A 26,224-nucleotide genomic window follows, 5' to 3' on the forward strand; every position below is an offset into this window, starting at 1 on the left:
CTTACAAAAAGGAGGGAATAAAGCAATGAGCAATACGATTAGGGCAATTAGCACGAAACAGGTGCTGAGGAGGGAGAAGATAAAAAAATATAAACAATACCGTGTACTGCTGATTATGATGATTCCGGCAGTTGTCTATTACATTCTATTTCATTATCTCCCCATGTACGGCGTATTGTTGGCATTCAAAGATTTTAAAATTACACAGGGCATCATCGGAAGTCCATGGGCTGGACTTCATCATTTCGAAAAGATCATGAACGACACATATTTCTACACTGTGTTGAAAAATACACTAATTATCAGTTTAAGCAAGCTGGTGTTTGGTTTCCCGGTACCCATCATTTTTGCATTGTTATTAAGTGAGATTTCTAATATGAAATTCAAGAGGTTAGCTCAGACTGTATCCTATTTACCTCATTTTATATCATGGGTTGTCATGGCTGGGATATTCTTTACGTTGTTTTCCCTGGACGGTCCCATCAATGGCATTGTAAAACTATTAGGCGGCGACCCGATGTTATTCTTGGCGGATGATCGGTACTTCCGTACCATACTTGTGGCGACGAGTATTTTTCAAGGCTTCGGATGGGGTTCAATTATCTATTTCGCAGCCATTTCGAGTATCGATCCACAGTTGTATGAAGCTGCGGTACTCGATGGAGCTGGTCGGTTTAAAAGGATGGTTTATATATCTATCCCGATGCTTGCGCCCGTTATAGCCATTATGCTTATTCTATCAATGTCCGGTATTTTGGATGCGGGCTTTGATCAAATATTCAATATGTATAATGTCAAAGTGTATAACGTTTCAGACATAATCGATACTTATGTGTATCGTAAAGGTTTAATTGAGATGAATTATAGCTATGCGACGGCCGTTGGATTGTTCAAATCCGTGGTTGCTTTGATCCTGATCGTTATCGTAAATAAGATAGTGAAATGGATCGGCGGCAAGGAGCATGCCATATGGTAATTTTCTTAATTAGACGAGGGAGCGAGAACGATGATTAACATAAAAAAATCAACGGCAGACAAAATAGTCGACGTCTTTTTGTATCTCATTCTGGCAGGCATTATCTTTATCACATTGTATCCCTTTTGGACGCAAGTCGTGATTTCTTTAGATGGCGCAGGAGCAGACAGTGCTGCTTATTCATCAGGCTTCATATGGTTCCCGACACAGCTCACGTTCGAGAGCTACAAACTGGCTTTTAAGTTTGATGCGCTATGGAGAGGATACTGGAATACGATTATTCGAACCGCGCTGGGTGTTATATTATCTATATTTTTCACAGCCATAACCGCCTATCCATTAGCAAAAAAAGACCTTCCCTTCAACCGATCGTTTACAAGCATGATTTTGTTCACGATGTTGTTTGCTGGGGGGACGATTCCTTCGTATCTGCTTATTAAGGAACTGAATATGCTTGATACGATTTGGTCGCTTGTTATTCCAGGTATGATTGGTGCGTTTAACGTGTTGATTATGCGAAATTTTTTTCGCTCGATTCCGGAAGAACTGGAAGAATCGGCACGTGTGGATGGTGCAGGTTACTTGCGGATATTTACTCAGATCGTCATACCATTATCGAAGCCAGTGCTGGCTACGATTGCTTTATGGGTAGGTGTGGGCCACTGGAATGCATGGTTTGACAGCATGATCTACATTTCAGATCCTCATAAGCAAGTACTGCAGATTGTTTTACGCAAAATTATTATTCAAAACAACATGGCGGATATTAACAGCGTCATTCAAAATATCGGTAAAACAACAGAGTTTTCGGGTAGACAGCTGCAAGCCACGGTTGTCATGTTCTCGATCATTCCAATGTTGGTCGTTTATCCATTTATCCAGAAGTATTTTGTCAAAGGCGTTATGATTGGCGCTATTAAAGGGTAACCCCCCTAATAGATAATATTTCATAAACAGAGAGGGCTGGTTGAAATGATGAAAAAGCGTATATTGCTAGGAGGGCTATCCACAGTCATGCTGATGTCGATCATGGCGGGATGCGGCAAAAATGATTCCTCGGGTAATCAGACTGATAATGGGAATAAACAATCGGCAGTCAGTGGAGAAGCGACGAATAAAAAAATGAAATTGATGTTTTGGAATTTAGATGAGAATCAAACGACAGACTCTGTCGGATTTAATGCACTGAAAGAGAAGTACAACGTCGATTTGGAAAGTATTGCTTCAACCAGGGAAGCGATGAAAGAGAAACTGAACCTTCTCATATCCTCGGGTGAAATTCCAGATTGGTGGAAAGAGCCTTCGTTCACGGATTATGATAAATTTCTCCAGCAGGATGTTGCCGCTGAAATTCCGCAGCAATTAATTGAACAAAATATGCCGAAATATACGGAGTGGCTTAAACGATACCTTGGGGAGGATCCATTTAAGTATATAAGAAGAGATGGAAAAATCTATGGATTACCGGTCATCTGGGATATTGGTATCGATGGTATTCAGCTAGGTTTTCGCGAAGATTGGTTGAAAAAAGTAGGCATAACAAAGACACCGGAAACGCTAGATGAGATGGAAGCTGCTTTGACGAAATTCCGGAACGAGGATCCTGACGGCAATGGTAAAAAAGATACGTATGGCATCACTGCAGCAGGTGAAAATATCGAATCTATTTTCAGCTCCGTGTTTGGCGCATATGATGCTTATCCTAATATATTCCGCGAGAAAGATGGAGTAATCGTCCGTGGAGAAATTGAACCAGGCGCGAAGCAAGCGCTTGAAGTTCTGAACCGTTGGTATAAAAATGAATTGATTGATCCCGAATTTGTCGTTAATAAAGGTAATAATGTCGAAGACAAAGTGCTTACGGACAAAATAGGAGCGATTGAATATTATTGGTGGGCGTTCTTGCCGGGCAACGCATTCCTTGGTGGAGAACAGTGGTATGACAAGCTGGCTAAGAAGTATCCGGGCTTTAATTTTGCAATTGTAGGCGGAATTAAGGGACCCGATGGGAAATACGGCATATCACAGTACAACCCAGCCTTTGCATCGGGTGTTATGTTCGGCAAGCAATTAGAAAAAGACCAGGACAAAATGATTAAATATATGCAAGTTTTCGAGGCGACTCAATTTGATCCGGAAATTTATGAAAAAATGAACTTTGGAGAGAAAGGTGTCCATTGGAATAAGAGCGACAAAGGAACGGTTGAATTCATCGCCCCATATACAGACGAGAAAGAACGCAAAAAAATAGGGCTTGGCGGTTACTCGTTGGCAGGCTCGTTCAATGACTACGAATTTCAAACGTCATATACATCTGAAGAAAGCCTGCGTCAGCTTGCGAAGGATACACGTGCCAAGGGAACGAGAAATATTGATATTCTAGCACCATTCAACAAGCCCATCTACAATGAAACGCAAGATAAGTTGAAACAGTATACACTGCAAAATTTTATAGATTTTATTACGGGTCGCAAACCGCTGAGCGAATTCGATAGTTTTGTAGCTGAATGGAAAAAGATGGGCGGAGATGATGTGTTAAACGAAGCGCAACAAGTATATGACGACAATTTAAAATGATAATTATTTTGCAAAGTTAGTTATCGATCTAAGGATGCGCTTAAATGAAAAATTATGCAGCAGGGAGATAGGAGAACTATGTATACCATAAACGCTGGAGCCTTAAAATTGCAGTTGAACGAAAAAGGTCAAATCACAGCTATGAACGATAGCAGGGATCATGCGTATGCATCAACTTCGCAAACTACTGTGCTTATTCGCATTGTCATCGATGGTCGAATAGAGGTGCCCTCGAAGGCATCTTTCAATGCGGTACAGGGGCTAATAACATTTGAATTTGCAGATAGCGGTGCTGTGGTCGATGTATTGATAGTAGAAAAATCGCAGCATGCGACATTTGAGATTCAGCGTATTGAAGGCGCCGATGTGGATGGGGCCATATGGGGACCGTATATGACAACGGTTGCCGGTTCGATCGGTGAATCGGTTGGTGTCGTTCATAATGGACAATTCGCGATCGGCCTTCAGGCATTGAATATCAAGACCGTCGGGGGGTGGCCGATCGAGCTCGATCGATTGGAAAATGTGCAGCAAAGTTATTCGGACAACGGGAACGTTAAGCCGGATCCTGACAGTCAGCAAGTATCCGATAGTAAATTCGAGTATGATGTTTGCGCAGCATGGCCGACAAGCGAAGGAAGCCTGCTGCAGGCATTTGCTAGAAATCGGTCGAAAAGCTTTCGTCGTCCGGCATGGAACTTGCCGCTTGTTCAAGTAGCACCCATTAGTGGGGACGACGCATCTATCGTTGGAACAAGTATTGCTTTGTTCGGTTGTGAGTTACAGCATGTGCTTGAGACGATTGAAGCGATTGAGATTGGAGAAGGACTGCCTCATCCTATGATTGAAGGGGTCTGGGGAAAAATATCGCCTATGGCAAACCAATCCTACCTGATTACGGATTTCTCCGAATCTACAATGTCCGAAGCTGTACGTTTTACGAAAATGGCTGGTCTCAAATACGTGTATCATCCCGATCCATTCATCAATTGGGGACATTTCACTCTGAAGCCAAAAAGCTTCCCGAATGGGGATGAGGGTTTAAAGTCTTCTGTGGCAATGGCAGAAGGTGAGGGTGTTCATGTCGGCGTGCATACACTATCCAACTTTACGACATTAAATGATTCCTATGTAACGCCAGTGCCGGATGAAAGGCTGCAAATGGCAGGCATGTCGCGTTTAGTTGCAACGGTTGACTTAGAAGCAGATTGTATCGAGCTTGATGATCCCGCGCCGTTTCAACTACATTTGTTCCGGCATACAGCACAAATCGGAAGTGAACAAATAGAATATGATGGAATTACAGAAAGTGCGCCTTGGAAGCTGACAGGCGTTAAGCGTGGAGCAAATGGAACAACCATCGCGACGCATGAAATCGGTACGATTATAGGTCGACTATGGGATCACCCTTACGATGTATTTTTCCCGAACATTGAGCTGCAGGACGAATATTGCGTCCGTATCAACGAGCTATTTATGAAAACAGGCTTGAAGCAAATATCATTTGATGGTTTGGAAGGCTGCTATGCAACAGGTCATGACGGGTATGGAGTGAATCGTTTTGTGAAAATGTGTTATGACGGCTGGGGAGAAGAAGTTATTAATGATGCTAGCATTGTCGTTCCGAACTATTTGTGGCATGTATTCACAAGGTTCAACTGGGGCGAGCCTTGGGGTGCTGCAACACGTGAAGGGCAGCTTGAATGGCGGCTTACCAACCAGCGGTATTTTGCCCGTAACTTCATTCCGTCAATGCTTGGATGGTTTCTTGTTCGTTCTGCTTCCGATCAGTTCGAAGCGACGTCACCTGATGAAATAGAGTGGGTATTATCGAAAGCGGCAGGTTTCAACGCTGGTTTTGCTTTAGTTGCCGATATGCAGGTGCTTGGGCGAAACGGTAACATCGAGTCGGTATTCACATCCGTGCGCGAGTGGGAGACAGCAAGACAAGCCGGCGCCTTCACATCCGAACAACGGGAACGGTTGAAGGACCCGAAAAGCGACTGGCATTTGGAAGCTTCAGGTGAAGGGAAGTGGAATTTATACCCTGTCCATATCTCAAAACCGCTCGTATGCAACCCGGCGGAGCTGCAGCCAGGTCAGCCAGGGGGAGCAGATTGGACGCATTTCAACCGATATGCGGATCAACCGCTTAAATTTACGCTGCGTGTCATTCCTTCATATGGTAACGATGATGCTTCGATTAAACGTCCAACTTTTTATACGAACGGTGTTTATATGACGTTTGATACGGAAATTTTCGTGAATCAATATCTCGTTTGTGAAGGTGACAGAATCGGTAAAGTTTATGATCTGAACTGGAATCTGCTAAGAACCATTCATGCTTCCTCCGATGCGCCAATCGTTAGAACGGGTGGACAGCCGCTATCATTCAGTTGTAAATTCGAAGGCGATCCGAAGCCGCTAGTTAGCGTCAGAGTGACGACTTGGGGAGAACGGGAAGAAGTAGTAAATTAAGCGACGGCCGTTTTCCTATACATAATAGGGGAACGGTCTTTTTTGGAGGAAGCAAGTTTGCAGGAAACCCACTCTCCATTATGTAAGTCTTCCAGTTAAGACATAAGTCCATCGCTACATACTTGTAGTAGCCAGCTTGTCACGCCGCTGATTTCGAGATGAGATATAATGGACAACCTGGTATGTCACTTCAGCGAAGAGAATTCCTCCAAATACATCAATGAGTGCATGCTGCTTGGTGAAGACAGTGGAAATGATAATAAGCCACAACAAAATGTACATAAAGACTCTAACAGACAGTTTGACAACTAATTCACGTTTCAAAGTTATGAATAGCAAATAACTCGTTAAGCAGTGGACACTAGGAAAACAGTTAAAGGGTGCGTCAGACTCGTAAATAAAATTAACAAGCCTGCTCGCCAAGTCAGCGCCATCAACATCGGGCCGAGGTACAAGGGTAGCAAAAAACCAGAAAACAACATTGCATGCCATGACGGAAATATTATAGATCAATAGAGTACGCCAATAAATACGGCGATGTTTAACAGCTAGATACAAAAAGCTTAGATATAAAACGGGCATCCAGCTTATATAAGGGAAGATAAACCATTTTACAAAAGGAATTAACGTATCTATCCAAAAATAATCCAAAATAATGTCCGGTCCAATATTGCTGGCAATCCCCATATAAATAAACCCCTGAAGAGGAATGGAAAGAATGCCTAAAAGGTGTTTCCATTTTTCTATCCACATTTTCATTTTAGTCCTCACTCGCTTCTCTTGAAGTTTTATTCATTCTAAACTTCATCAGATGCCAGAACAATACACAAATGTAATACATTATTGAATTCGTTATTGGAAAAACATATTTTAACATATGTTATTCTGTATTCTGTAATGGAGTAATGTTGCTCCTGAAGGTGCGGAGGGATCATATATGACAATTTCTCAAAGTAAAAAAGAGTATTTGCGTCGCATTCATAAAGTGCAGGATTATATAGAAGCAAATGTCTGTGATTCTCTTTCACTAGATGAGCTTGCTTCCATTGCCGGGTTTTCAAAGTATCACTTTCATAAAATTTTTAAAGGAATCGTGAATGAATCATTGCTGCAATACGTAAACCGAGTGAAGCTGGAGAAAGCATTAAATTTTCTCATTCATCGGCCAGATATGACAGTTACGGCTATCGCTTATCAATTTGGTTTTACGGATACTGCGATTTTTTCACGGGCGTTTAAAAATTATTATGCTGTAAGCCCGAGCTATTATAGAAATCACTATCGCAAGAATTGCAAAGACTTGATAAAAATATCTCCTTATCATGAAAGTATGCTGAAAATGACAAAAAAGGATGATGAAAATAAGGTAAAAGGAAAGGTAACGATTGAGACGATTGGCGACATGAATGTTGCCTATGTGAGACATCTTGGCACCTATGAAGAGTTAAAGCTTGTTTTTGGAACGCTTATGAAGCAGTTGTTCACGTATTTAAGCAAATGGAATCTCATCGATTCAAGCAGCATAAAAGTGTTGACGATTTATCATGATCATCCGGAAATTACAGAGGATCATCATCGAAGAACCAGCCTGTGTGTGACAATCCCAAGCAGTGCTGCGAAGGTCATCGAAAAAGGGGATAGTGATGTCGGAATCATGATTATTCCTTCCGGCAAATACGCTGTAGGTCATTTTGAAATATACCAAAATGAGTATAGTGAAGCTTGGGACTATTTATGCGGCGAATGGCTGCCCCAAAGCGGTTATCTTCCTCGTGACACCTCAAGTTTTGAAGTATATGTCAGCGAACCAGACCCAAACCCACAAACAAAACATGTCGTAGATATTTATTTGCCGATAGGACCTCTTGCATAGTCAAATCTAGAATAAGGGGCGATGAAATGGAGCATAAAACCATAACGATAAAAGGGGCACGAGTGCATAACCTCAAGAACATCGACATTTCAATTCCAAAAAACAAGCTGGTGGCAGCAACTGGCGTCAGCGGATCAGGCAAATCCAGCCTTGTGTTCGATATTATTTTTGAGGAAGGACGCAAGCAATACTTGCAATCCTTAGGTATTGTTGCTGGGCTTGATCATGAAGACAAATTCGACAGTATAGAAGGTTTAAGCCCAGCCATAGCAGTGCAGCAAAATACGATCCGTCAAAGCAACACGCGCTCAACCGTAGGCTCAAAGACCAATATTATGAATAGGCTGGCACTGCTCTATGCTGGAGAAGGGTCAATCCTTTGCTCCACCTGCGGAACAGCTGTGAGTGACAACCTATTCTGCTTAGAATGCGGGAATAGCGAGGAGCGATTGTCGCCAAGTTATTTTTCCAACCTTTCTCCAAATGGAATGTGTATCAAGTGCTCTGGGCGAGGATCGTATTTTGAAGTTGACATGGAAAAGCTTGCTTCAGATAGCCGTATGACTTTGGAGCAGGTTCTTGATGGAGTCGGCTTAACTCCTGGTTATTTGCGATTATTACAAAGGAAGTTCCATTCCTATTTAGCTATTCCTTTCTTACAGCTGCCAGAAGAAGTAAGGGGAGAAATCATCTATGGGCATTATGCAAACAGCAATTCTGAAAAACGCAGCGCCTGTTTAACGAACATATTTCATACTCGCCTTCATAGAGGAGAACCGTTAAATGGTGTGTATGCTAATATTGTATGTTCCGAGTGCCATGGATTTAGAGTGGGTGAAGAGGCAAGGGCGGTGCTGTTAAATGGCAAGCATATTGGTCAACTTGGGCGGATGACAATCTCAGAAGTGAATGAAGTACTTAAAGATTTGCGCGAGCAAAACACGTTCACGATGATGGGGGAAAACTTGCTGCAAGAAATATTGCTTAAAACGAATAACTTGATTAAAGCCCGCCTCGGCCATCTTTCCCTTTACAGAGAAATGCCTACTTTGAGTGGTGGAGAAATACAGCGATTATTTCTGCATTCACATTTGGATGCAACAATGGATTCGATGATCTATGTTCTCGACGAACCTACAGCAGGGCTGCATGAGTCTGAAAAATCGGATGTTTTAAAATTTATATGCGCACTCAAAGATCTGGGCAATACGGTGATTGTTGTAGAGCACCATAATAATGCAATCAAAATAGCAGAGCACATTATTGACATAGGACCCATGGCGGGTATTGAAGGTGGAGAGGTTATTTATGAGGGCGATTTAGAAGGATTGCTCGAGTGCAAGGAGTCTATCACTGGCCAATATCTTTCAGGCAAAATGACCATGCTGTCCAGAACTAAACATCCGTGTATTGAAACAGTACCTTGTCTAACCATTCGACATGCCAAAACGAACAACCTCAAGGATGTGACAGCAGCTATTCCTTTAGGTGTAATGGTCGGGATTGCAGGTATGTCGGGAAGCGGTAAAAGCTCGCTGATTTCAAATACGCTGCTCCCTCTCCTGAAAAACCATTTTCGTAATAAGCAGGACAGCAACGAAGAAACCGAAATGGGCAATGAGGTAGAAGCCATGATGACTCAAATGGCTGCGGATCGGTTGGAGGGCTTGGAGCATATTTGTGGCTACGCCGAAATATCACAGGCACCTATAGGCAGGAGCTCGAGCTCCAATCCTGCATCTTATATCGGCATTTGGGATAAAATTCGCAGCTTGTTTGCCAAACAGCCGGCAGCCGTGAAGCGGAATTTTATTTCAGCCCACTTCTCATTCAACTCGAAAGGCGCTTGTTCGGAATGCTGCGGCAGTGGACATACGGCAATCTGGCTGGGCAACAATTTAAAAATAGAAAAAACATGTACAGGATGCCTCGGGAAAAGGTTTAACCATGACACGTTATCGATCGAATACAAAGGTAAAAATATTTTTGACATCTTAGAACTGAGCGTCTCGGAAGCGGTTGTTTTCTTAGAAGACAACAAGGTGATTGTGACAGCTTTGAAAGTGATGGATCGAATGGGGCTCGGATACTTAAAGCTGGGTCAGCCCACACCCTCTTTAAGCGGCGGAGAAGCGCAAAGAATAAAACTCGCTAAAGAGATTGGCCGAAGGCGGAAAGGGAATACCCTGTATATACTGGATGAGCCTACCACTGGTCTGAGTCTGTATGATACGGCAAAGCTCATCGAATTGTTAGACGAGCTTGTAGCAAATGGGAATTCTGTAATCGTCATTGAGCATAACCCGGCTGTTCTCGCTTCCTGCGACTGGATGATAGAACTTGGACCGGGCGGCGGCCCAGAAGGAGGTTATATTATTGCAGAAGGTTCACCCGATGTGCTGAAAGGAAATCCAAAGTCCTTAACCGGGAGGTATCTATAATGCAAAGAGATTACTGGCCAACAACAGAGTGGCGGACGAGGGAGCCAGCAGCTCTCGGCATGGACACAGAAAAGTTTTCCGAACTTATCCATTTAATTAAAACTCAATATAACAATCTAAATGGTATTGTTGTTGTGCATAAGGGGTATATCGCTTTTGAAAAATATGAAAACAGCTTTATCGCTAGTGATACCCATCATGTAGCTTCGGTTACGAAAAGTGTGACATCTGCTCTCATCGGCATCGCTATAGACAAAGGATTTATCAAAAGTGTAGACGAAAAGGTACTGGATTTCTTTCCCGAATATGTTTCCGATGCCAGCGACATTCAGAAGCGGGCGGTAACGATCCGGCAGCTACTCACGATGACGGCGCCTTTTCCTTTTACATGGAAACCAGGAGGGGGAGCGCAGGAGCCGCTGGACAGACTGCGCAGGCAAAAGGATTGGACCAAATATACGCTTGACCTACTGGGACAAAAAGGGCGAATGGGCGAGTTTCAGTATTGTACTGCGGGTGCACATCTGCTGTCGGTTATTTTGACACGCACGACAGGTAAAAGCGCTCGTGAGTTTGCAAATGAGCAGTTGTTTGGGCCAATTGGGATGAAAATTATTGCTGAGCGCCAAATGAAATCGTTTGGTCTCGAAGATGTATTTGGGAAAAGCCTAAAAGGATGGATTCATGACCCTAACGGAAATTCGACAGGGGGTTGGGGGCTTTGTCTAACGCTCAGAGACATGGCGCGTTTTGGATTTCTATATTTAAATGACGGTATTTGGGAGGATAAACAGATCGTCTCCAAATCGTGGCATGATGAATCGATCGCAATGAATGCGAACAAATACGGTTATTTGTGGTGGCTGCAGGAAGAGGATGGGAATTTTGCTTATATGGCAATGGGTGATGGAGGCAATGCTATTGTTTGCATTCCGGCCAAAGATTTGATAGTTTCCATAGCTTCCAAAATCGTCAGCAAACCTCGTGATATATGGCCTCTGATTACTAATTGCATCATTCCCTCTGTAGTAATCTGTTGAATATCCTCTATTTGCTATCGTCTAGTGTTTGCTAGTCTGATTGACACATGCCTATAATAATAGATGCAGTATTTGTGGCATTCCATAATTGTATTGAAGACGAGTTACCCTACGAGATAGCTAAATATAGCCTGCTTTACGAGATAATAGTAGGATAGGAGACAGGTGAGACGATGACAACGAATAATGAGACAACTAACGAGGAAGTAAATAATAAGGAAGCTGCGATGTCCGAGGAGAAATGGGCTGAGCTTATAAAGGCTGTTCACCATAATGGCCTTGCAGCTTTAAAAATGCACTTTAACGAGGTTGAAGCACAGGTATCGAATTTCGTAGATTACGGCCCGGTTTTTGTATTTAACGTGAAGGATGAATCGGGCAGTGTTTATTCGTGTGGATTTTTTCTGCGCGAGTTAATTGCTAGATTCCAATCGGATAATGATCCAGCCGTATGGTTGGCTTCTTTTTTCGTCGATCTTATGGAGACAGAAGGCGGCAAGCCTCTCCCGAAACCGGCTACTAATGAAGATGAGGCTAAAGAAGTCATAGACAAAGTACTCGTACCGCAATGTATAAAAGCTGTAACAGAAGAGTTTGCTCCGGAACAGGTACATGCGGGGCTGGCTTGGAAGGAAGACCACGGTCCGATTTTTGAAGTGGGTTTTCCAGCAATTATAGATGGAAATAACGTATGTGCTGTTTCTTTGCATCTATTGTTAACACATTTGCAGTTGAATCGTGATCCAGGGGAGCTGCTAATTCAAGGATTGTATGACATTCGGAATGAGCATGGCTTAGAATAAATAACGAAGATAGGATTTAACGCAGCCTGATTAGGCTGCGTTTTTTTTATATGATAAAATCGATCTAACATCATAAAAAGTGTACAATTTAAGAGAATAAGAATAATAAATGGGTTGACTCTAATGATTCGAAAAATCATATCAAATTGGAGAAGAAAAAATGAATATAAATCTTCATACTGAGGTTTGCCAACTGTTTAATATTCGTTATCCGCTTTTTTTAGCTGGAATGGCTGGCGGGCCATCGACTGCAAAATTGGTAGCAGCAGTATCGAATGCAGGTGGACTAGGAACGCTTGGCGCTGCATATATGGAGCCGGCTGCCATTCGAGAAACGATTAATGAAATCCGCAAGCTGACAAATAACCCTTTTGCAGTTAATCTGTTTGCGATGCAAACTTCGGATCACAATACTCGAATTGGAGAAGTTCAGCGAGAGTTAAACCTTATGCGGAATGTGCTTGGAATTTCTCATGCGAGTGCGGAACATGTGACGACTCCCGATCGTTTTGACCAACAAATGGCTGTTTTGCTCGAAGAGAAGGTTCCTGTCATCAGCACAGCATTCGGTATTGTTCCGGAGCCTTTCTTGCGGCAAGCTAAAGAGGCTAATCTTCTTGTTGTTGCGATGGTAACTACGGTGAACGAAGCGCTTCTGGCGGAGCAAGCAGGCTGCGATGCGATAGTTGCCCAAGGCAGCGAAGCGGGCGGACATCGAGGAACGTTTGACATAACCGAACATCAGCTGGGTGCAAATATAGGAACATTTGCTTTGGTACCGCAAATTGTAGATCGAGTAAGTATTCCAGTCATTGCTGCGGGCGGTATTATGGATGGACGAGGATTAGTAGCGTCACTTATTTTAGGAGCACAGGGTGTCCAAATGGGGACGCGATTTCTTACAGCGATTGAATCTGGTGCGCATGAGGTTTATAAGCAGGCTCTGCTGAAAAGTACAGAGGAGAGCACGGTTATTACGAAAGCTTTCTCGGGTCGACCAGCTAGAGGCATACGTAATTCATTTGTTAAGCAATGGGAAGAGAACGGGATCGAGCCCCTTCCGTTTCCTACTCAAAACACCGTGACTCGTGATATAAGAAACGCTGCAAGCAGCCAAAACAATTCAGAGTATATGTCCCTATGGGCTGGTCAAGGAACGAGGATGCTTACTTCCGGCCAAACTGCGGAGGATATTGTTGCAGAGACAATTCGGCAAGCACTTTCCATTTGTGAGACGGGCACGTCCCAATAACATAAATTTCCGAAAAAAGGAGGGACAACAAAATGTTAACGGAAAAACAAGAAGAATCTCTAAGTAAGTTCATGAGTAAAATTTTAAGACATTCGCCTGATGCTTTTGGCATTACATTAGACCAAGAGGGATTTTGTAAACTGGATGATTTCGTTTCCTCCATTCGGAATGAAGCAAGATGGAGCAGCATTCAAAATAGTGATATTGAGCAGGTCGTTCGCCATTGTAAGAAGCAGCGATATGAAATTGTCGGTGCCTTTATTCGTGCAAACTATGGGCACAGCGTTGAAAGAATAACTTATAAAGAGGCGAAGCCCCCTGCCCTCTTGTTTCATGGTACGAACACTAAGGTTTCGAATATTATTTTAGCTGAAGGTTTAAAGCCAATGGGAAGACAATATGTTCATCTTTCGGAATCGCTTGATTTTGCAACACTTGCAGGAAAAAGGCGAGGAGAACTCGTCATTCTTTATGTTAACACCGAGCTTGCATTATCTCTTGGCGTCAGCTTTTATTTAGCTAATAATGGCGTTTGGCTTTCTGATTTTATACCGCCTTCCTGTATCTTAATGAAGTAAGGGTTTTCATTTTTTTGTCCTTTTGTATCGTTTGTGGTTAATTCTGTGAAAATGTTAATGCTAAAGTCCCAATAAACTGTGATATAATTTTGCCCAGAAGATGAACGTTGGATTTTACACCAACTTAATTAACTGGGAGGTACGCATGATCAGAGATGTCAAGCGGATTAGAGGTCTTATCATCACCATGATATTGGGTTTGTTTCTGCTTTGTATCGGACCTATGTCGAGTGTCCACGCAGGGAATGCAGCTGCTGCGGAAGATTGGACGATTAAATTTAATGGGAAAATAGTGAAGATAACGGATCCGCTTTATGTGTCAGAAGGAAGATTGTTTGTTCCGGCAGCCCGCATTGCTGATATGTTCGGTGCAAAGTCGAGCTGGGATAATGTGAACGAAGAAGTAACCATACATACAGAATTAAAAGATAAAGTCGTGCTGGGAAATGGAGTACCAGTCGTATATTTTAACGAAGCCCGTTATAAATTGGACGCGGTGCCATTTTTAAAGGACAATAGGCTGTATGCTCCTCTGCGCCAATTGTCAGAAATGCTGCATGCTAATGTGGTATTGAATGCAGAATCAAACGTTATTGAGCTTATAAAAGTACAGCCTGCTGTAATAACAGAAGAGTACGGCTTGGATGAGATCAGCAAGGAGTTTGGCAGCACCAAATCAGAGCTGCTCAAATGGAATGGACTCGATAGCAAGGCGAAGATCAAGCCGGGAACAAAGCTCAAGGTCATCATTCCTTCAAATGATCAAATAGCAAAACCATTCACTGATGCGGATTATATGCTGCTTGCTAAGATTACGATGGTTGAAGCAGGCAATGAATCCTATGAAGGACAGCTTGGATTAGCGAATGTTATATTAAACAGAGTGAAGGATGAGCGGTTTCCGGATACGATACGCGACGTCATTTATTCAGGCAAGCAGTTTCCTCCAGCGCATAATGGACTCTTAGATAAAAGTAAGCCAAACGCAAGCTCACTTCGAGCAGCGAAAGATGCGCTCAACGGTAAAAATAATGTGGAGAATGCCGTTTATTTCTTCAATCCCGATATTTCCAAAGGTTCGTTTTGGTCCAGCTTAGATGTTATTGTGACAATCGACAATCATAGCTTTGCAAAATAGTTGTAAGCATGGAATAGGTGAAAAAACCTATCTGGGTCAAACTCCAGTCAAGTAGACAATTGAAAAAAGTTATGCAGCCAGCGTGCACCGATATTCAATCGGTGCGCGTTGTTTTTGTTTGGCTTGAATCTTTGGTGCAGGTACAACTTACTTCTCTGTTTTGAGATGCGAGAAGAATTGGAAGCATTGATCGGAGTGGACGGAATGGGCAAATGTAAAAAAGGCAATTGTCACTCAGAAGGGCTATCATTTATAATGGAGTTTAATCGAGAATTGTTCTCAATCTAATGATGTGCAACCGGACGGGGAGTGGAACGATTGAAATTAAATGATCACATACTAATATGGAATCATGCTTTTATACAGGTAATCGATGTTCGCCATTCAGCCATGGAGCATGGGGAAGCACTGCGAGCTTATCGTTTGCCTGTCAGTGCATTTTTGTATACAATACGTGGAAGTGCCGAGGTATGGCTAGATGGGAACGCCTATGTTGCCAAACAATCGTTTGTTTTTCATGGCGGGAAAGGAATGAATCTGACTATTCTGGCTATAGACGAGCTGGAATATTATATGATTTTGTACAAGCCGACACTAACGTTGCCGAATCGCGAGGAATTTGTGAACAGCATAGGAAAGGATAATCCCTTCCAATATCAATATGCTTTTGCTCCAAGCTATCCTTTAGCTTTATTTGATAAGCTAACACGGTTGGAGAAAGAGTGGAATCAAACTACTGCACTCGGTAAGCTGCATGTGAAGTCGATTTTTTATCAGTTCGTCTATGAGCTGTTAAGGCAGCTGAATCATCAGGATGTTAAACCGATAAGGCGGGACCTGGCTTCACTGGCAGCTCATTACATACATGAGCATTACGCTGAGATGATAACATTAGAATCAATAGCCCAAGCGCTCGATTGCAGTGAGGGACATTTATCCAGGCAGTTCAGGAACACGATGCAAAATAGTCCGATTCATTATTTGAGTCAAGTGCGGATGAATCAAGCTATACAACTGCTTATGCGAACGGAGGCAACATTACAGGAAGTGGCTGAACAGGTGGGATTTCCGGATGCTCACTCCCTTAGTCGCAGCTTCAAGAAATATATCGGGATATCTCCTGCCCGATTTAGGAAGAAGCATGCTCATGATTGGAGAGATCAGGAATTGCCCTTATCGATGGATAGAATTGCCGTTTTGCTAAATAATAATCACCTCTATAATGATAATGAAAATCATTTTCAATATAAGACAGGGAGAGAGTTATTGATGCAAAGAAGAACGAAGATCGCGATCATGGCTTTGGTAATGTGTGTTTCATTATTGGTGAGTGCTTGCGGGAGTACAGCAAATACAAATGTAAATTTAGAAGTGCAAGCGAATAAGTCTGCAGGAACAAATGCTGAACAGACTAATCAGCAAGCTGCGGCTACAGTGAAAACAAGAATAGTATCTACACAGAAGGGTGATATAGAGATACCGGCCGAGCCTAAACGAGTGGCATCCGATCAATATTTAGGTTATCTAGTGAAACTTGGTATAGTACCTATCGGGGTTAGAAGCTACATGCTTAACGAGGCATGGATCAGCAAATCAGGCATATCGAATGATTTGATTGCGGGCATTGAGGATCTAGGCGATTTTCCTATGAATCTGGAGAAATTAACCTATCTAGAGCCGGATTTAATTATAGGTTCAATTGAAGAAAATATTGAGCTTTATGAGAAAATCGGAACGACAGTTTTTTTGCCTTACTGGGAAGGCGAATCGACAGCGGGGCCGTTGGATAAATTCCGTAGAATTAGTGAATTATTCGGTAAGGAACAGGCAGCAGAGCAATGGATAGCAGAATATGAGCAAAAAGTAGATGAAGCTAAAAATAAAATATCCGGAATCATCAAAGAAGGAGAGACCGTATCCATTGTACAAATTGGTTGGGATGGTTTGTATGTACTGGCTGCCGAAGGCGGTAATTATGGTAGTTCAACCATCTATCAAATGCTGCAGCTGCCGCCTACTGAACATGCACTCAATATGAAAAATGGATTTGAGAAAATTTCTCTTGAGGTGCTGCCAGAATATATGGGTGATCATGTGTTTCTGTATGGGGCAGAAGATGAAGGAGCAGAAAAAATCTTGGACAGCAATGTCTGGAAGGGCGTTCCTGCTGTTAAAAAAGGACAGGTTTACAATTATGGTTCTTCCGGTGAGAAAGAAGATGAGTTTGTAATGGAGGATCCCTATTCGCTGGAGCTGCAACTAGACAAGATTGTTAAAGTTCTATTAGATGGGGAAAAGTAGATTGCCGCTGAACCATTGCAAGGTGCAGACAACAAGGGGAACAAGTCCAATGGATTTGTTCCCCTTGTTGTTAAGAGGACGAAGACAGAGTAGCAGTAACGTTGTTGGATGACTGAAACCATTTGTGGTAATCTATAATAGATTTGCAGTAGAGTTGCCGTATGATATGATCGCAATGAAGCCTACTTTACAGGATGATAGTATGATAGGAGACAGGTGGAACTATGAACGTAAACAATGAGACAACTGGCTTGGAAGTAAATAGCGAGGAAACAGAGATGTCCAAGGAGGAATGGGCGGAGCTTATAAAAGCTGTTTACGATAATGGCCTTGCAGCTTTAAGAATACAGTATAACGATGTTGAGGCACAGGTTTCGAATTTCCATGATTATGGCCCAGTTTTTATATTTCATGTGAAGGATGAATCGGGTAGTAGATATTCCTGCGGTTTTTTTCTGCATGAGTTGCTTAACAGGTTCCAATCGGACAATGACCCTGCAGTATGGATGTCTTCATTTTTCGTTGAACTTATGGAGACGAAGGGTGGCAAGCCCCTCCCAAAACCAGCAACGAATGAAGCTGAGGCTAAAGCGATAATTGACAACATACTCGTTCCGGAATGTATAAAAGCAGTAACGGAAGAGTTTGCTGCGGAGCAGGTGCATGCAGGTCTGGCTTGGAAGGAAGACCATGGTCCAGTCTTTGAAGCTGGATTTCCGGCGCTCACAGGCGGAAATAACATATGCGCGATTTCTTTGCATTTCTTGTTGATTCATTTGCAGTTGAACCGGGATCCAGGAGATCTGTTGATTCAAGAAATGTACAACATTCGAAAAGAGCATGGCATAGGCTAACATTTACGAATCAAAATGTATTTAGCGCAACCCGATAAGGGTTGCGTTTTTTTTATTCGTACACAGCGAGCAACTTCAAATCTTAATAGTCGATATTTGCTATTTTGCGCATGCTAAGTATATCCAACTGTTATGCATCCGACTTGTTTCAATACTGTAAACTTTTGTGGGCTTAGTTGTTTGTGAAAACGAGGCTGTGATACGATCAAGGGTGAATGGAGATGAACGAATGGAGCTTACCAAAATATTGATCATAGAAGATGAAGAAGCGATAGCTGATTTGCTTGCATATGGCTTGCAGAAAGAGGGATTTCAAACCAAGCTTGCGCATAACGGCAAGGATGGCTTAAGAGAAATCGAAGTCTTCAAGCCTGATCTGCTGCTGCTTGATTGGATGCTTCCCGATCAAAGCGGACTTGATATTTGCAAGCAAATTATGGGGAAATACATGCTTCCGATCATCATGATTACGGCTAGGTCTGATATTTCTGACAAAGTTATCGGAATGGAGCTTGGCGCCGACGACTATATTACGAAACCATTTGATATGCGTGAAGTAATCGTCCGCATTCGTACATTACTGCGCAGAATCAATCCTATAACGGCTGTGAACGAAGAAGCAGCGCCAGCAATCATCAAGTTCAAAACGATAGAAATTAATGTGCCCGAAAGAATGGTCAAAAAAGACAATGAGCTCATTGAGCTGACACCAAAAGAATTTGACCTATTGATGACTTTGACGAGCTCTAGAGGACGCGTATTTACTCGTTCAAATTTGCTTGATTTAGTATGGGGCTATAATTATTTTGGTGATACTCGAACCGTGGATATTCATATTCAGCGTTTGCGCAAAAAGCTTGATGCCAATGACATCATTACTACGGTATTTCGTGTCGGGTACAAATTTGAGAAGAATGTGGAATGAATATGGTACAGTCTATCAAGGTTAAGTTTTTAATCGGATTGTTAGTTATTTTTGTCACCTCGCTATTGCTGCTGCATCATTTTGTCATGCAAATTATTGAATCCAGCAACGAAACTATCATTACGCAGGATTTGAATACGATGAAGAAAAACAGCAATGTTTATGTAAAACAGACGTTTATGATCAATCATTATAGTCATGATGAAATTTATTTCGAGCAGATGTCTAAAGAGTTGGTTGTTGATTTGAAAAATATTACGTCTAGCCAAGTGGCTGTTTATTCATTAAAGGGCAAGCAGCTTGCTGCATCGGACAGTGCTCCCTTCATGAGTCCACTTGGAGACGATTTCAAGCATGCTCTCAAGGGAGAAACCGCTTATACCATCTCCCATCAAGAAAAAATATCTACGATCTATTTTTCATATCCGGTTGTCATTGACGGTGAAAAAATAGGTATTTTACGATTTTCCAAAGACGTATCGATGCTTTATGAGAACAGCAGGCAAATATTAGATGTCATTTTGTATGTCACGATCGCTATCTTTGCAATGGGCTTGCTGCTTTGTTATGCATTGTTCTGGAACATTACACTGCCCATCGTCAAGATGACCAAAGTTTCAACGGAAGTGATAAACGGCAATCTTAATGTCCATATCTCTTTAAACCGAAAGGACGAGCTGGGCAAGCTTGCTCATAACTTCAATCAAATGATTGAGAAAATTAGACTTCAAATTGGCAAAATAGAAAAGGACCGTGACCGCCTTAAAGAGTTAAATCAGCATCGCAAGCAATTTTACGACAATGTTACCCATGAGCTGAAAACACCACTAACCTCTATCATGGGCTACGCGCAGATGATCAAAGACAATGGGCAAAATGATGAGGTTTTTTTCGAGAAAGGTATTGCGCATATAGCGGATGAAAGTGCTCGTCTTCACGAAATGGTTTTGCAGCTATTGGAGTTGTCTAAGGAAACAGATTCTAAAGCATCCTATGAAATGGTTGATGCAGGGTTTATTTTGCTAAGCGTTTGTGAAGGTATGGCGTTCAAAGCACAAAAGTATAGCAAAAATATTGTTTGCGAATTAGAAGATCATCTCATCATTGAGGGCAGTCCAACTAAATTAAGACAGCTGTTTATCAACTTGATTGATAATGCGATTAAATACAGCGATGCTTCCTCTGAAATTATAGTGAAGGCAGGTCTGATCTCCGAGGTCATACAATTCACTTTTATAAATCAGGGAGATGTCATTGCACCAAAACATTTAGCCCGTATTTATGAACCTTTTTATAGAGAAAATGGTCGTCTTGTGAAAGAAGTCGGGAGCCGCGGATTGGGGCTTAGCATTTGCAAAGCCATTGTTGAAGAGCATCAAGGAACCATTCAAATTCAAAGCGAGGATAGAGAAACAAGCGTAATTGTTCACATCCCGCAATTTGATAACAAGCAGGTGACCTCGTGATTAGAAAATCAGTATTTGCTCTGCTTATCCTCGTTATCTTGTCGGGCTGCGCATCTACGAAATTTAATTCAAGAACCGTCGTTATACCAGATACGGAAGCGGCACCAGAATTGGCCCATTCGAACGGCGATTTTGAAGTAAGCAAAATCTATCGCATGTTTGAGGAAGAGGAGAGTGAAATCCAAATTCTCGGATGGACAGACAATGAGCAGATTCTAGGCATGCTCAAAAATATAGATTTTACTCAAACCTTGCAGCGCTTTGATTATAAGAATCAGACGATGAAAGAGGTTATGAATTTCAATCAATATTCAGAAGCAAGCATGGTGTCCCCAGATGGGCTTAATATCGCTGTTTACGGTTGGGATAATAACAAAAACAGAACCCTGAAGATCTACAGCCAGAGTGATGGCAAGGCAATTACTGTCGAAGAGATGCAGGACTCTTTGTCGGCTACGATAATCTGGTCTAACAACAGCCGGTATCTCTCTTTTTTCATATGGGATGATCAGAAAGTAGAAAAGCTGGCCGTTTACGACGTTACGACTAAAAAAATGAAGAAATATGATGTTCCATATGAAAGTGAGAAAAGCTGGTCGAGATATGCAAAAATTTCTGATAATGGAGAAACGGTATTGATCATCAGACAGATGTATGATGGACAATCGATTTTGTTCGGTAAAATAGACGGCACTGGAATTTCCAGTTTGTATAACCATTTGTTGAATCGTGATGGGACGGTAGACTTTCTCAATAATGATCAAATTTTGTTTGTCAGCGAGAACAATTTGCTGTTTGCATATGATCGCCGCAATAAAGCTACCACGATTTTAGGTGAGCAAGTGGGTAATTTCCGTTTAACAAGGGATCGCAAATATATTGCTTACTCGAAAGATTCGCTGAATATCTATATTGCCAAATTGCAAGGAAACAATCTTTTGAATGAACAGGAGGTGTTCAAAGGAATAAATCCGGGTCAAATGGAGTGGAGTCCATCGGGCAACAAGCTCTATTTGAGCGGCTGGAAATCATTTGACGCTCAAGTAAAAAGCCAATTGTCCGTACAGTTATCGATGAATTACATCATTGAGTTTAAATAAAACATGTTTCCAAACAGCCATCACTGCTTCCATCGGTGATGGCTGTTTTTTTGTGTTTCATAAGACGACGCATTTCAACATTTTTAGATACAACTTGTTTACAAATTGGAGAAGTGCTCGAAATGAGGATTATGTATAAATAAAGAAGCTGCTAAACATCTATTACTTAGGAGGACAACATGTACTCGTATACGAAAAAACGAAAACCGCGTATAGTCAGGCTTATTGTGTTTTTATTCACCCTAATTTTAATTAGTATAACTTTAATTGGCTTTGCCGCAAACAAAGAAGAAAAGTCGCAGGCTCTGTCAGCCCATCCGCCAATTGTTCCAACAAAGCAGCAATCCATGGATGGAAAACCAGATAGGATATACAAAGTTGTCATTGATGCAGGACATGGCGGCAAAGATCCCGGGGCGGAAGGAGCTAGCGGAAAAAGAGAAAAACATTTTACGCTATCGCTATCTCAGAAAGTGTACGAGCTGTTAAAGCAAGAGAACATGTTTGAGCCGCATCTAACTCGGAATGACGATACGTTTATTGATCTGGACGTACGTCCTGATATAGCGAATCAAATGGAAGCAGATGTTCTTCTATCCATTCATGCGAACACCTATAAGGACGAGAATGTTGGTGGAATTGAAACGTTTTATCGTTTTGATGAAAATATTGAATTAGCTCAGACCATGCACAATCAAGTCGTAAAGGCAATGGGCTTTCGGGATCGCGGAATACGGAATGAAGAGTTAAAAGTTCTTTCACTAAGCAAGGTGCCGGCGATTTTGCTCGAAGTAGGTTATTTGACAAACCCCGCTGAAGAAGCAGTTTTACTTGGAGAAGATGGACAAGATCGTGCTGCGAAAGCTATTGTTGAAGGTTTGAAGCAATATTTTAAAAACAATTCAGAAGATGCAATCATACAATCCTAATTCGAATGTAATCCGTTTAAAGGAAATGAAACAATAAGCCACGTCCTCTGGACGTGGCTTATTGTTTCTCTGTCATTTGTTTTCGGTATGCGCCAGGTGAGATGCCGTAATATCGCTGGAAGACGCGATGAAAGTAAGTATAGCTGCCGAATCCAGTTTCTTCGGCAATGCGTTCGAGCGTAAGTGGACTTTTGCCCATTAATTCAAGCGCCATCGCCAGACGCACCTTCTGGGCATATTGCATGATGGACATGCCGAATTCAGCTTTGAACAACTGGACCGAGCGGGATACGCTTAGTCCCGTATGTTTCGCAGCATCGGATAAAGTGAACGGAATCGCTGCATGCTCCTCGATATAAAGCTTTATTTTATAAGAGAGAAGCTTGGGACCGGAGTTGTAAGAGGTTGCTTCATCTATGGCTCTATCGAGCAAATAGCAAAGTGATTGCATCAGTGTACATAATAGTTCAGGATTCCCGCCGTCATGCCGTCTGCTTTCTAATATTAATTGCTGCCATAAAGCTGCTATTCTGCCGTTCACACCTATTTTTGTTTTTTGAGGTCTTCGCTGGAGCTTCCACCATTCATCAAGCCAAGGACCGCTGCAGATCACATAATAATCTCCGCTTGGCCCAAGCTCGCCAATTCTCAGATCATAGACTTCACCGGGGGCAAACAGAAGAAGGTCGCCAGGCTCGATGATATCGACCTGTCCTGCAATCAATGCTTGGCATAAACCTTCTGTCTGCAATCGAATGATATAGGTTTCGAGGCCGGATTTAAAGGTATGTCTAAAAGGCGTATTATGGTACATAAATGCACAATAATCGAGCTTTATTCCAGTTTCCTTCATTACTGTTCCTCCTTTTCCATAAGCAGATCGTTGATGTTTATCATTAGTTTGTTTCTACACATGCCTGTCTATTTCCTTCATAATGGACAGTATATACATGAAGGAGTTGTTATCGATGGCAGGAAACAAGAAGTTGTTCTCGTCGGAAATAAAGGAGAAAGTATTGTCCTTGGTTTCCCAAATGACATTAGAAGAAAAAATTGGCCAAATGTCGCAATTTGACTGGGGTTTTCATGCGATAAATCCGGATGCCGGCGGTGAGATCAATCTAATCATGAAGGATCTCATCGATAAAGGAATGTTAGGCTCGTTGTTTAATTTATCGGGCGTTGAACAAGCGAATACACTGCAAAAACAAACCATTGAAAAGTCACGCCTTGGCATTCCGATGATCGTTGGGAGAGACGTTATTCACGGCTACCGTTCAGTATTCCCTATTCCACTCGCTCAATCGGCAAGCTGGAACCCAGATCTGATTAGAAGAACAGCAGCAGCAGCGTCTAAGGAAGCAGCTTCCGACGGTATTTCGTGGGTGTTTGCGCCGATGATCGATATTACGAGAGATCCTAGGTGGGGAAGAATTGCCGAAACGATGGGAGAAGACCCTTATGTAGGCGAGATTATGGCAAAAGCGTGGGTTGAGGGCGCCGAGCTCGATGATGCTTCAAGCGAAAGCCTCTCTGTAGCGAGCTGTCCTAAACATTTTGCCGGATATGGATTTGCGGAAGCGGGCAGGGATTATAATACGGTAGACGTCTCGGATCGCGTGCTGCGTGAAGTTATTTTGCCGCCGTTTCGTAAAGCGGTTGAAGCTGGAGCGCTTAGCATTATGGCATCCTTTAATGAATTGAATGGCATTCCTGCATGTGCCAACCGTTATTTGCTTACGACAATTTTACGTGAGGAATGGGGCTTTGAAGGCGTCATCGTTAGTGATTACAATGCTTTAGGCGAATTAATCACTCATGGTGTTGCCCGAGACGCGGAGGAAGCGTGTGAAATTGCGATTAAAGCAGGTACGGATATGGATATGCATTCAGGCATATTCTACAAATACTTGCCGAAGCTCGTTCAAGAGGGACGGGTTGCTGAGAGTCTGATCGACGCCGCTGTAGGCAGAATTTTAGCTGTAAAGATGAAACTTGGATTGTTCGAGAATGCATACGTAAATCCAGAACGAAGCCAAAGTGCTATTTTGTCAGAGGAGCATGTGTCATTGGCGCGCGAGGCAGCAAGAGAGTCTATCGTTCTGCTTAAAAATGATAATCGTATACTGCCTCTTTCTAAGCAGCTGAAAACGCTGGCTGTTATTGGACCGATGGCAACGAACACGAAAGATCCTCTTGGCTGCTGGGCAGCCGACGGCAATGCGGATGATGTCGTTTCACTGCTTGATGGCATTAAGGCGAAAGTATCTGCAGACACACAGCTGCTATATGCGGAAGGCTGCGGCATTGAAAGTGAAGACGAGAGCGGCTTTGAACAGGCGCTGGCAGCAGTTGCTGGGGCGGATGCTGCTATTATTGCAGTAGGCGAAAGTCTGACGATGAGCGGTGAAGGAAACTCCAGATCAGAACTGGACTTGCCGGGTAAGCAGCGTGAGCTCGTAGAAGCAGCAATACAGCTGGGCAAGCCGGTTATCGTTGTATTGTTCAATGGCCGTCCGCTGACAACCGTTTGGCTGGATGACACGGCAACAGCAATTGTAGAAGCATGGCACTTAGGTATTCAAAGCGGCAATGCAATAGCTGATGTCTTGTTTGGAGACTATAACCCAAGCGGAAAGCTGACAGCAACATTCCCGCGGAGTGTAGGACAAATCCCGCTTTATTATTACCGGAAGAATACAGGACGTCCTCCAGGAGGCGTGTATTCCTCAAGATATATCGATGCTCCAGTGCAAGCATTATATCCGTTCGGGTACGGTCTGAGCTATACCGACTTTGAATATGACAATCTTGTCGTGAGCTCAGCTCGCATAAGCAGCTCGGATTCCGTTTCTGTTTCTGTAAATGTTACGAATACAGGCAGCGTTACAGGTGAAGAAGTAGTGCAGCTGTACATTCGTGATGCAGCGGCAAGCGTAACACAGCCTCTCAAAAAACTAAAAGGTTTTGCCAAGGTGAGCTTAAGTGCCGGTGAGATGAAGACGGTGACATTCTCGGTAACCCCTTCGGAGCTTGCAATCATAGGAGCAGATGACCGTTTGTCGGTTGAGCCTGGCATTTTCCAGCTGATGGTTGGTCCTCATTCCGAGAAGGGATTGATCGTTGAAATCACAGTAGAATAAATGTGAACAGGGGAAGCTGTTCCAGCAGTAGTAGTGAATTCGCCGAAGTGATCGCTCGCTTTGAGCAGAGATATTATACAACATGAAAAAATAGCGGTGAAGGGCTGTCCCTTCACCGCTATTTTTTTATTTTGGTGTATGTTTGCTTGCTTAAACCGATTAGGGGCAGGCGGAAGCAAGCGGAGCACTAGTCTTACCTATTGTTGCTGCGAAGCTGCGATTATGCAATGCAAGTGCCGCTATGCCTCAAACATCGCCAGACCTCCAGACCTCCCAAGTCGACTCTCTAAGGAACTGTATCATGCTTATTATGCAGAAAACGATTGTTCTCAGATTTTAACGAACCTTAT

General features: G+C 42.7%; 20 protein-coding genes. 18 read left to right on the plus strand and 2 right to left on the minus strand.

Annotated features, from left to right (window positions below):
* The first annotated feature begins 25 nt into the window (after positions 1-25).
* The 4 genes from AB4Z45_RS11450 (at position 26) to AB4Z45_RS11465 (ending at position 6,031) form a co-directional block, all read left to right on the plus strand.
* Positions 26-976: an ABC transporter permease gene (locus AB4Z45_RS11450; protein ID WP_441909353.1), complete on the plus strand. Its 951-nt coding sequence runs from the start codon at positions 26-28 to the stop codon at positions 974-976.
* A 30-nt stretch (positions 977-1,006) separates the two neighbouring features.
* Positions 1,007-1,903 carry a carbohydrate ABC transporter permease gene (locus AB4Z45_RS11455; RefSeq protein WP_441909354.1) on the plus strand — a complete coding sequence of 299 codons (897 nt, stop codon included), beginning with the start codon at positions 1,007-1,009 and terminating at the stop codon, positions 1,901-1,903.
* A 45-nt stretch (positions 1,904-1,948) separates the two neighbouring features.
* On the plus strand, positions 1,949-3,553 hold the full coding sequence (locus AB4Z45_RS11460; protein WP_441909356.1) for an extracellular solute-binding protein: 1,605 nt from the start codon (positions 1,949-1,951) through the stop codon (positions 3,551-3,553).
* 78 nt (positions 3,554-3,631) lie between these two features.
* Positions 3,632-6,031, plus strand: coding sequence for a hypothetical protein (locus AB4Z45_RS11465; protein WP_441909357.1), 2,400 nt, complete (start codon positions 3,632-3,634; stop codon positions 6,029-6,031).
* 114 nt (positions 6,032-6,145) lie between these two features.
* Here the strand turns inward: AB4Z45_RS11465 and AB4Z45_RS11470 are convergent, their stop codons facing one another.
* On the minus strand, positions 6,146-6,790 hold the full coding sequence (locus AB4Z45_RS11470; protein ID WP_441909359.1) for a phosphatase PAP2 family protein: 645 nt from the start codon (positions 6,788-6,790) through the stop codon (positions 6,146-6,148).
* 178 nt (positions 6,791-6,968) lie between these two features.
* Between AB4Z45_RS11470 and AB4Z45_RS11475 the strand changes: the two genes are divergently transcribed.
* From AB4Z45_RS11475 to AB4Z45_RS11535, 13 genes are all read left to right on the plus strand, one after another.
* Entirely contained in the window at positions 6,969-7,904 is a 936-nt protein-coding gene (locus AB4Z45_RS11475) for an AraC family transcriptional regulator (protein ID WP_441909360.1), read from the plus strand.
* Positions 7,905-7,930: 26 nt separating this feature from the next.
* Positions 7,931-10,345, plus strand: coding sequence for an excinuclease ABC subunit UvrA (locus AB4Z45_RS11480; protein ID WP_441909361.1), 2,415 nt, complete (start codon positions 7,931-7,933; stop codon positions 10,343-10,345).
* Entirely contained in the window at positions 10,345-11,385 is a 1,041-nt protein-coding gene (locus tag AB4Z45_RS11485; protein WP_441909362.1) for a serine hydrolase domain-containing protein, read from the plus strand. The genes AB4Z45_RS11480 and AB4Z45_RS11485 overlap by 1 nt, the downstream gene beginning before the upstream one ends.
* A gap of 173 nt (positions 11,386-11,558) precedes the next feature.
* Entirely contained in the window at positions 11,559-12,188 is a 630-nt protein-coding gene (locus AB4Z45_RS11490) for a hypothetical protein (RefSeq protein ID WP_441909364.1), read from the plus strand.
* Between the two features lie 160 nt (positions 12,189-12,348).
* Positions 12,349-13,440 (plus strand): NAD(P)H-dependent flavin oxidoreductase, encoded by a 1,092-nt coding sequence (locus AB4Z45_RS11495; RefSeq protein WP_441909365.1) that lies wholly within the window; start codon positions 12,349-12,351, stop codon positions 13,438-13,440.
* Between the two features lie 32 nt (positions 13,441-13,472).
* Positions 13,473-14,018, plus strand: a complete 546-nt coding sequence (locus AB4Z45_RS11500) for an RNA 2'-phosphotransferase (protein ID WP_441909366.1) — start codon at positions 13,473-13,475, stop codon at positions 14,016-14,018.
* Positions 14,019-14,163: 145 nt separating this feature from the next.
* Complete coding sequence (locus tag AB4Z45_RS11505) at positions 14,164-15,156, plus strand: cell wall hydrolase (RefSeq protein WP_441909367.1); 993 nt, start codon at positions 14,164-14,166, stop codon at positions 15,154-15,156.
* Positions 15,157-15,465: 309 nt separating this feature from the next.
* On the plus strand, positions 15,466-17,457 hold the full coding sequence (locus AB4Z45_RS11510; RefSeq protein ID WP_441909368.1) for a helix-turn-helix domain-containing protein: 1,992 nt from the start codon (positions 15,466-15,468) through the stop codon (positions 17,455-17,457).
* A 224-nt stretch (positions 17,458-17,681) separates the two neighbouring features.
* On the plus strand, positions 17,682-18,311 hold the full coding sequence (locus AB4Z45_RS11515) for a hypothetical protein (RefSeq protein ID WP_441909370.1): 630 nt from the start codon (positions 17,682-17,684) through the stop codon (positions 18,309-18,311).
* A gap of 229 nt (positions 18,312-18,540) precedes the next feature.
* Positions 18,541-19,236: a response regulator gene (locus tag AB4Z45_RS11520; RefSeq protein ID WP_441909371.1), complete on the plus strand. Its 696-nt coding sequence runs from the start codon at positions 18,541-18,543 to the stop codon at positions 19,234-19,236.
* On the plus strand, positions 19,233-20,702 hold the full coding sequence (locus AB4Z45_RS11525; protein ID WP_441909372.1) for an ATP-binding protein: 1,470 nt from the start codon (positions 19,233-19,235) through the stop codon (positions 20,700-20,702). Before AB4Z45_RS11520 ends, AB4Z45_RS11525 begins: the two co-directional genes overlap by 4 nt.
* Complete coding sequence (locus tag AB4Z45_RS11530; RefSeq protein ID WP_441909373.1) at positions 20,699-21,802, plus strand: hypothetical protein; 1,104 nt, start codon at positions 20,699-20,701, stop codon at positions 21,800-21,802. The genes AB4Z45_RS11525 and AB4Z45_RS11530 overlap by 4 nt, the downstream gene beginning before the upstream one ends.
* 179 nt (positions 21,803-21,981) lie before the next feature.
* Positions 21,982-22,731 (plus strand): N-acetylmuramoyl-L-alanine amidase family protein, encoded by a 750-nt coding sequence (locus AB4Z45_RS11535; protein ID WP_441909375.1) that lies wholly within the window; start codon positions 21,982-21,984, stop codon positions 22,729-22,731.
* Positions 22,732-22,789: 58 nt separating this feature from the next.
* On the opposite strand, the gene AB4Z45_RS11540 is transcribed toward AB4Z45_RS11535, so the two are convergent.
* Positions 22,790-23,584, minus strand: coding sequence for a helix-turn-helix domain-containing protein (locus AB4Z45_RS11540; protein ID WP_441909377.1), 795 nt, complete (start codon positions 23,582-23,584; stop codon positions 22,790-22,792).
* Positions 23,585-23,699: 115 nt separating this feature from the next.
* Between AB4Z45_RS11540 and AB4Z45_RS11545 the strand changes: the two genes are divergently transcribed.
* On the plus strand, positions 23,700-25,874 hold the full coding sequence (locus tag AB4Z45_RS11545; RefSeq protein ID WP_441909378.1) for a glycoside hydrolase family 3 N-terminal domain-containing protein: 2,175 nt from the start codon (positions 23,700-23,702) through the stop codon (positions 25,872-25,874).
* Positions 25,875-26,224 lie beyond the last annotated feature (350 nt).

The organism is Paenibacillus sp. MCAF9 (genome assembly GCF_052114265.1).
In the GTDB taxonomy this organism is placed as follows: domain Bacteria; phylum Bacillota; class Bacilli; order Paenibacillales; family Paenibacillaceae; genus Pristimantibacillus.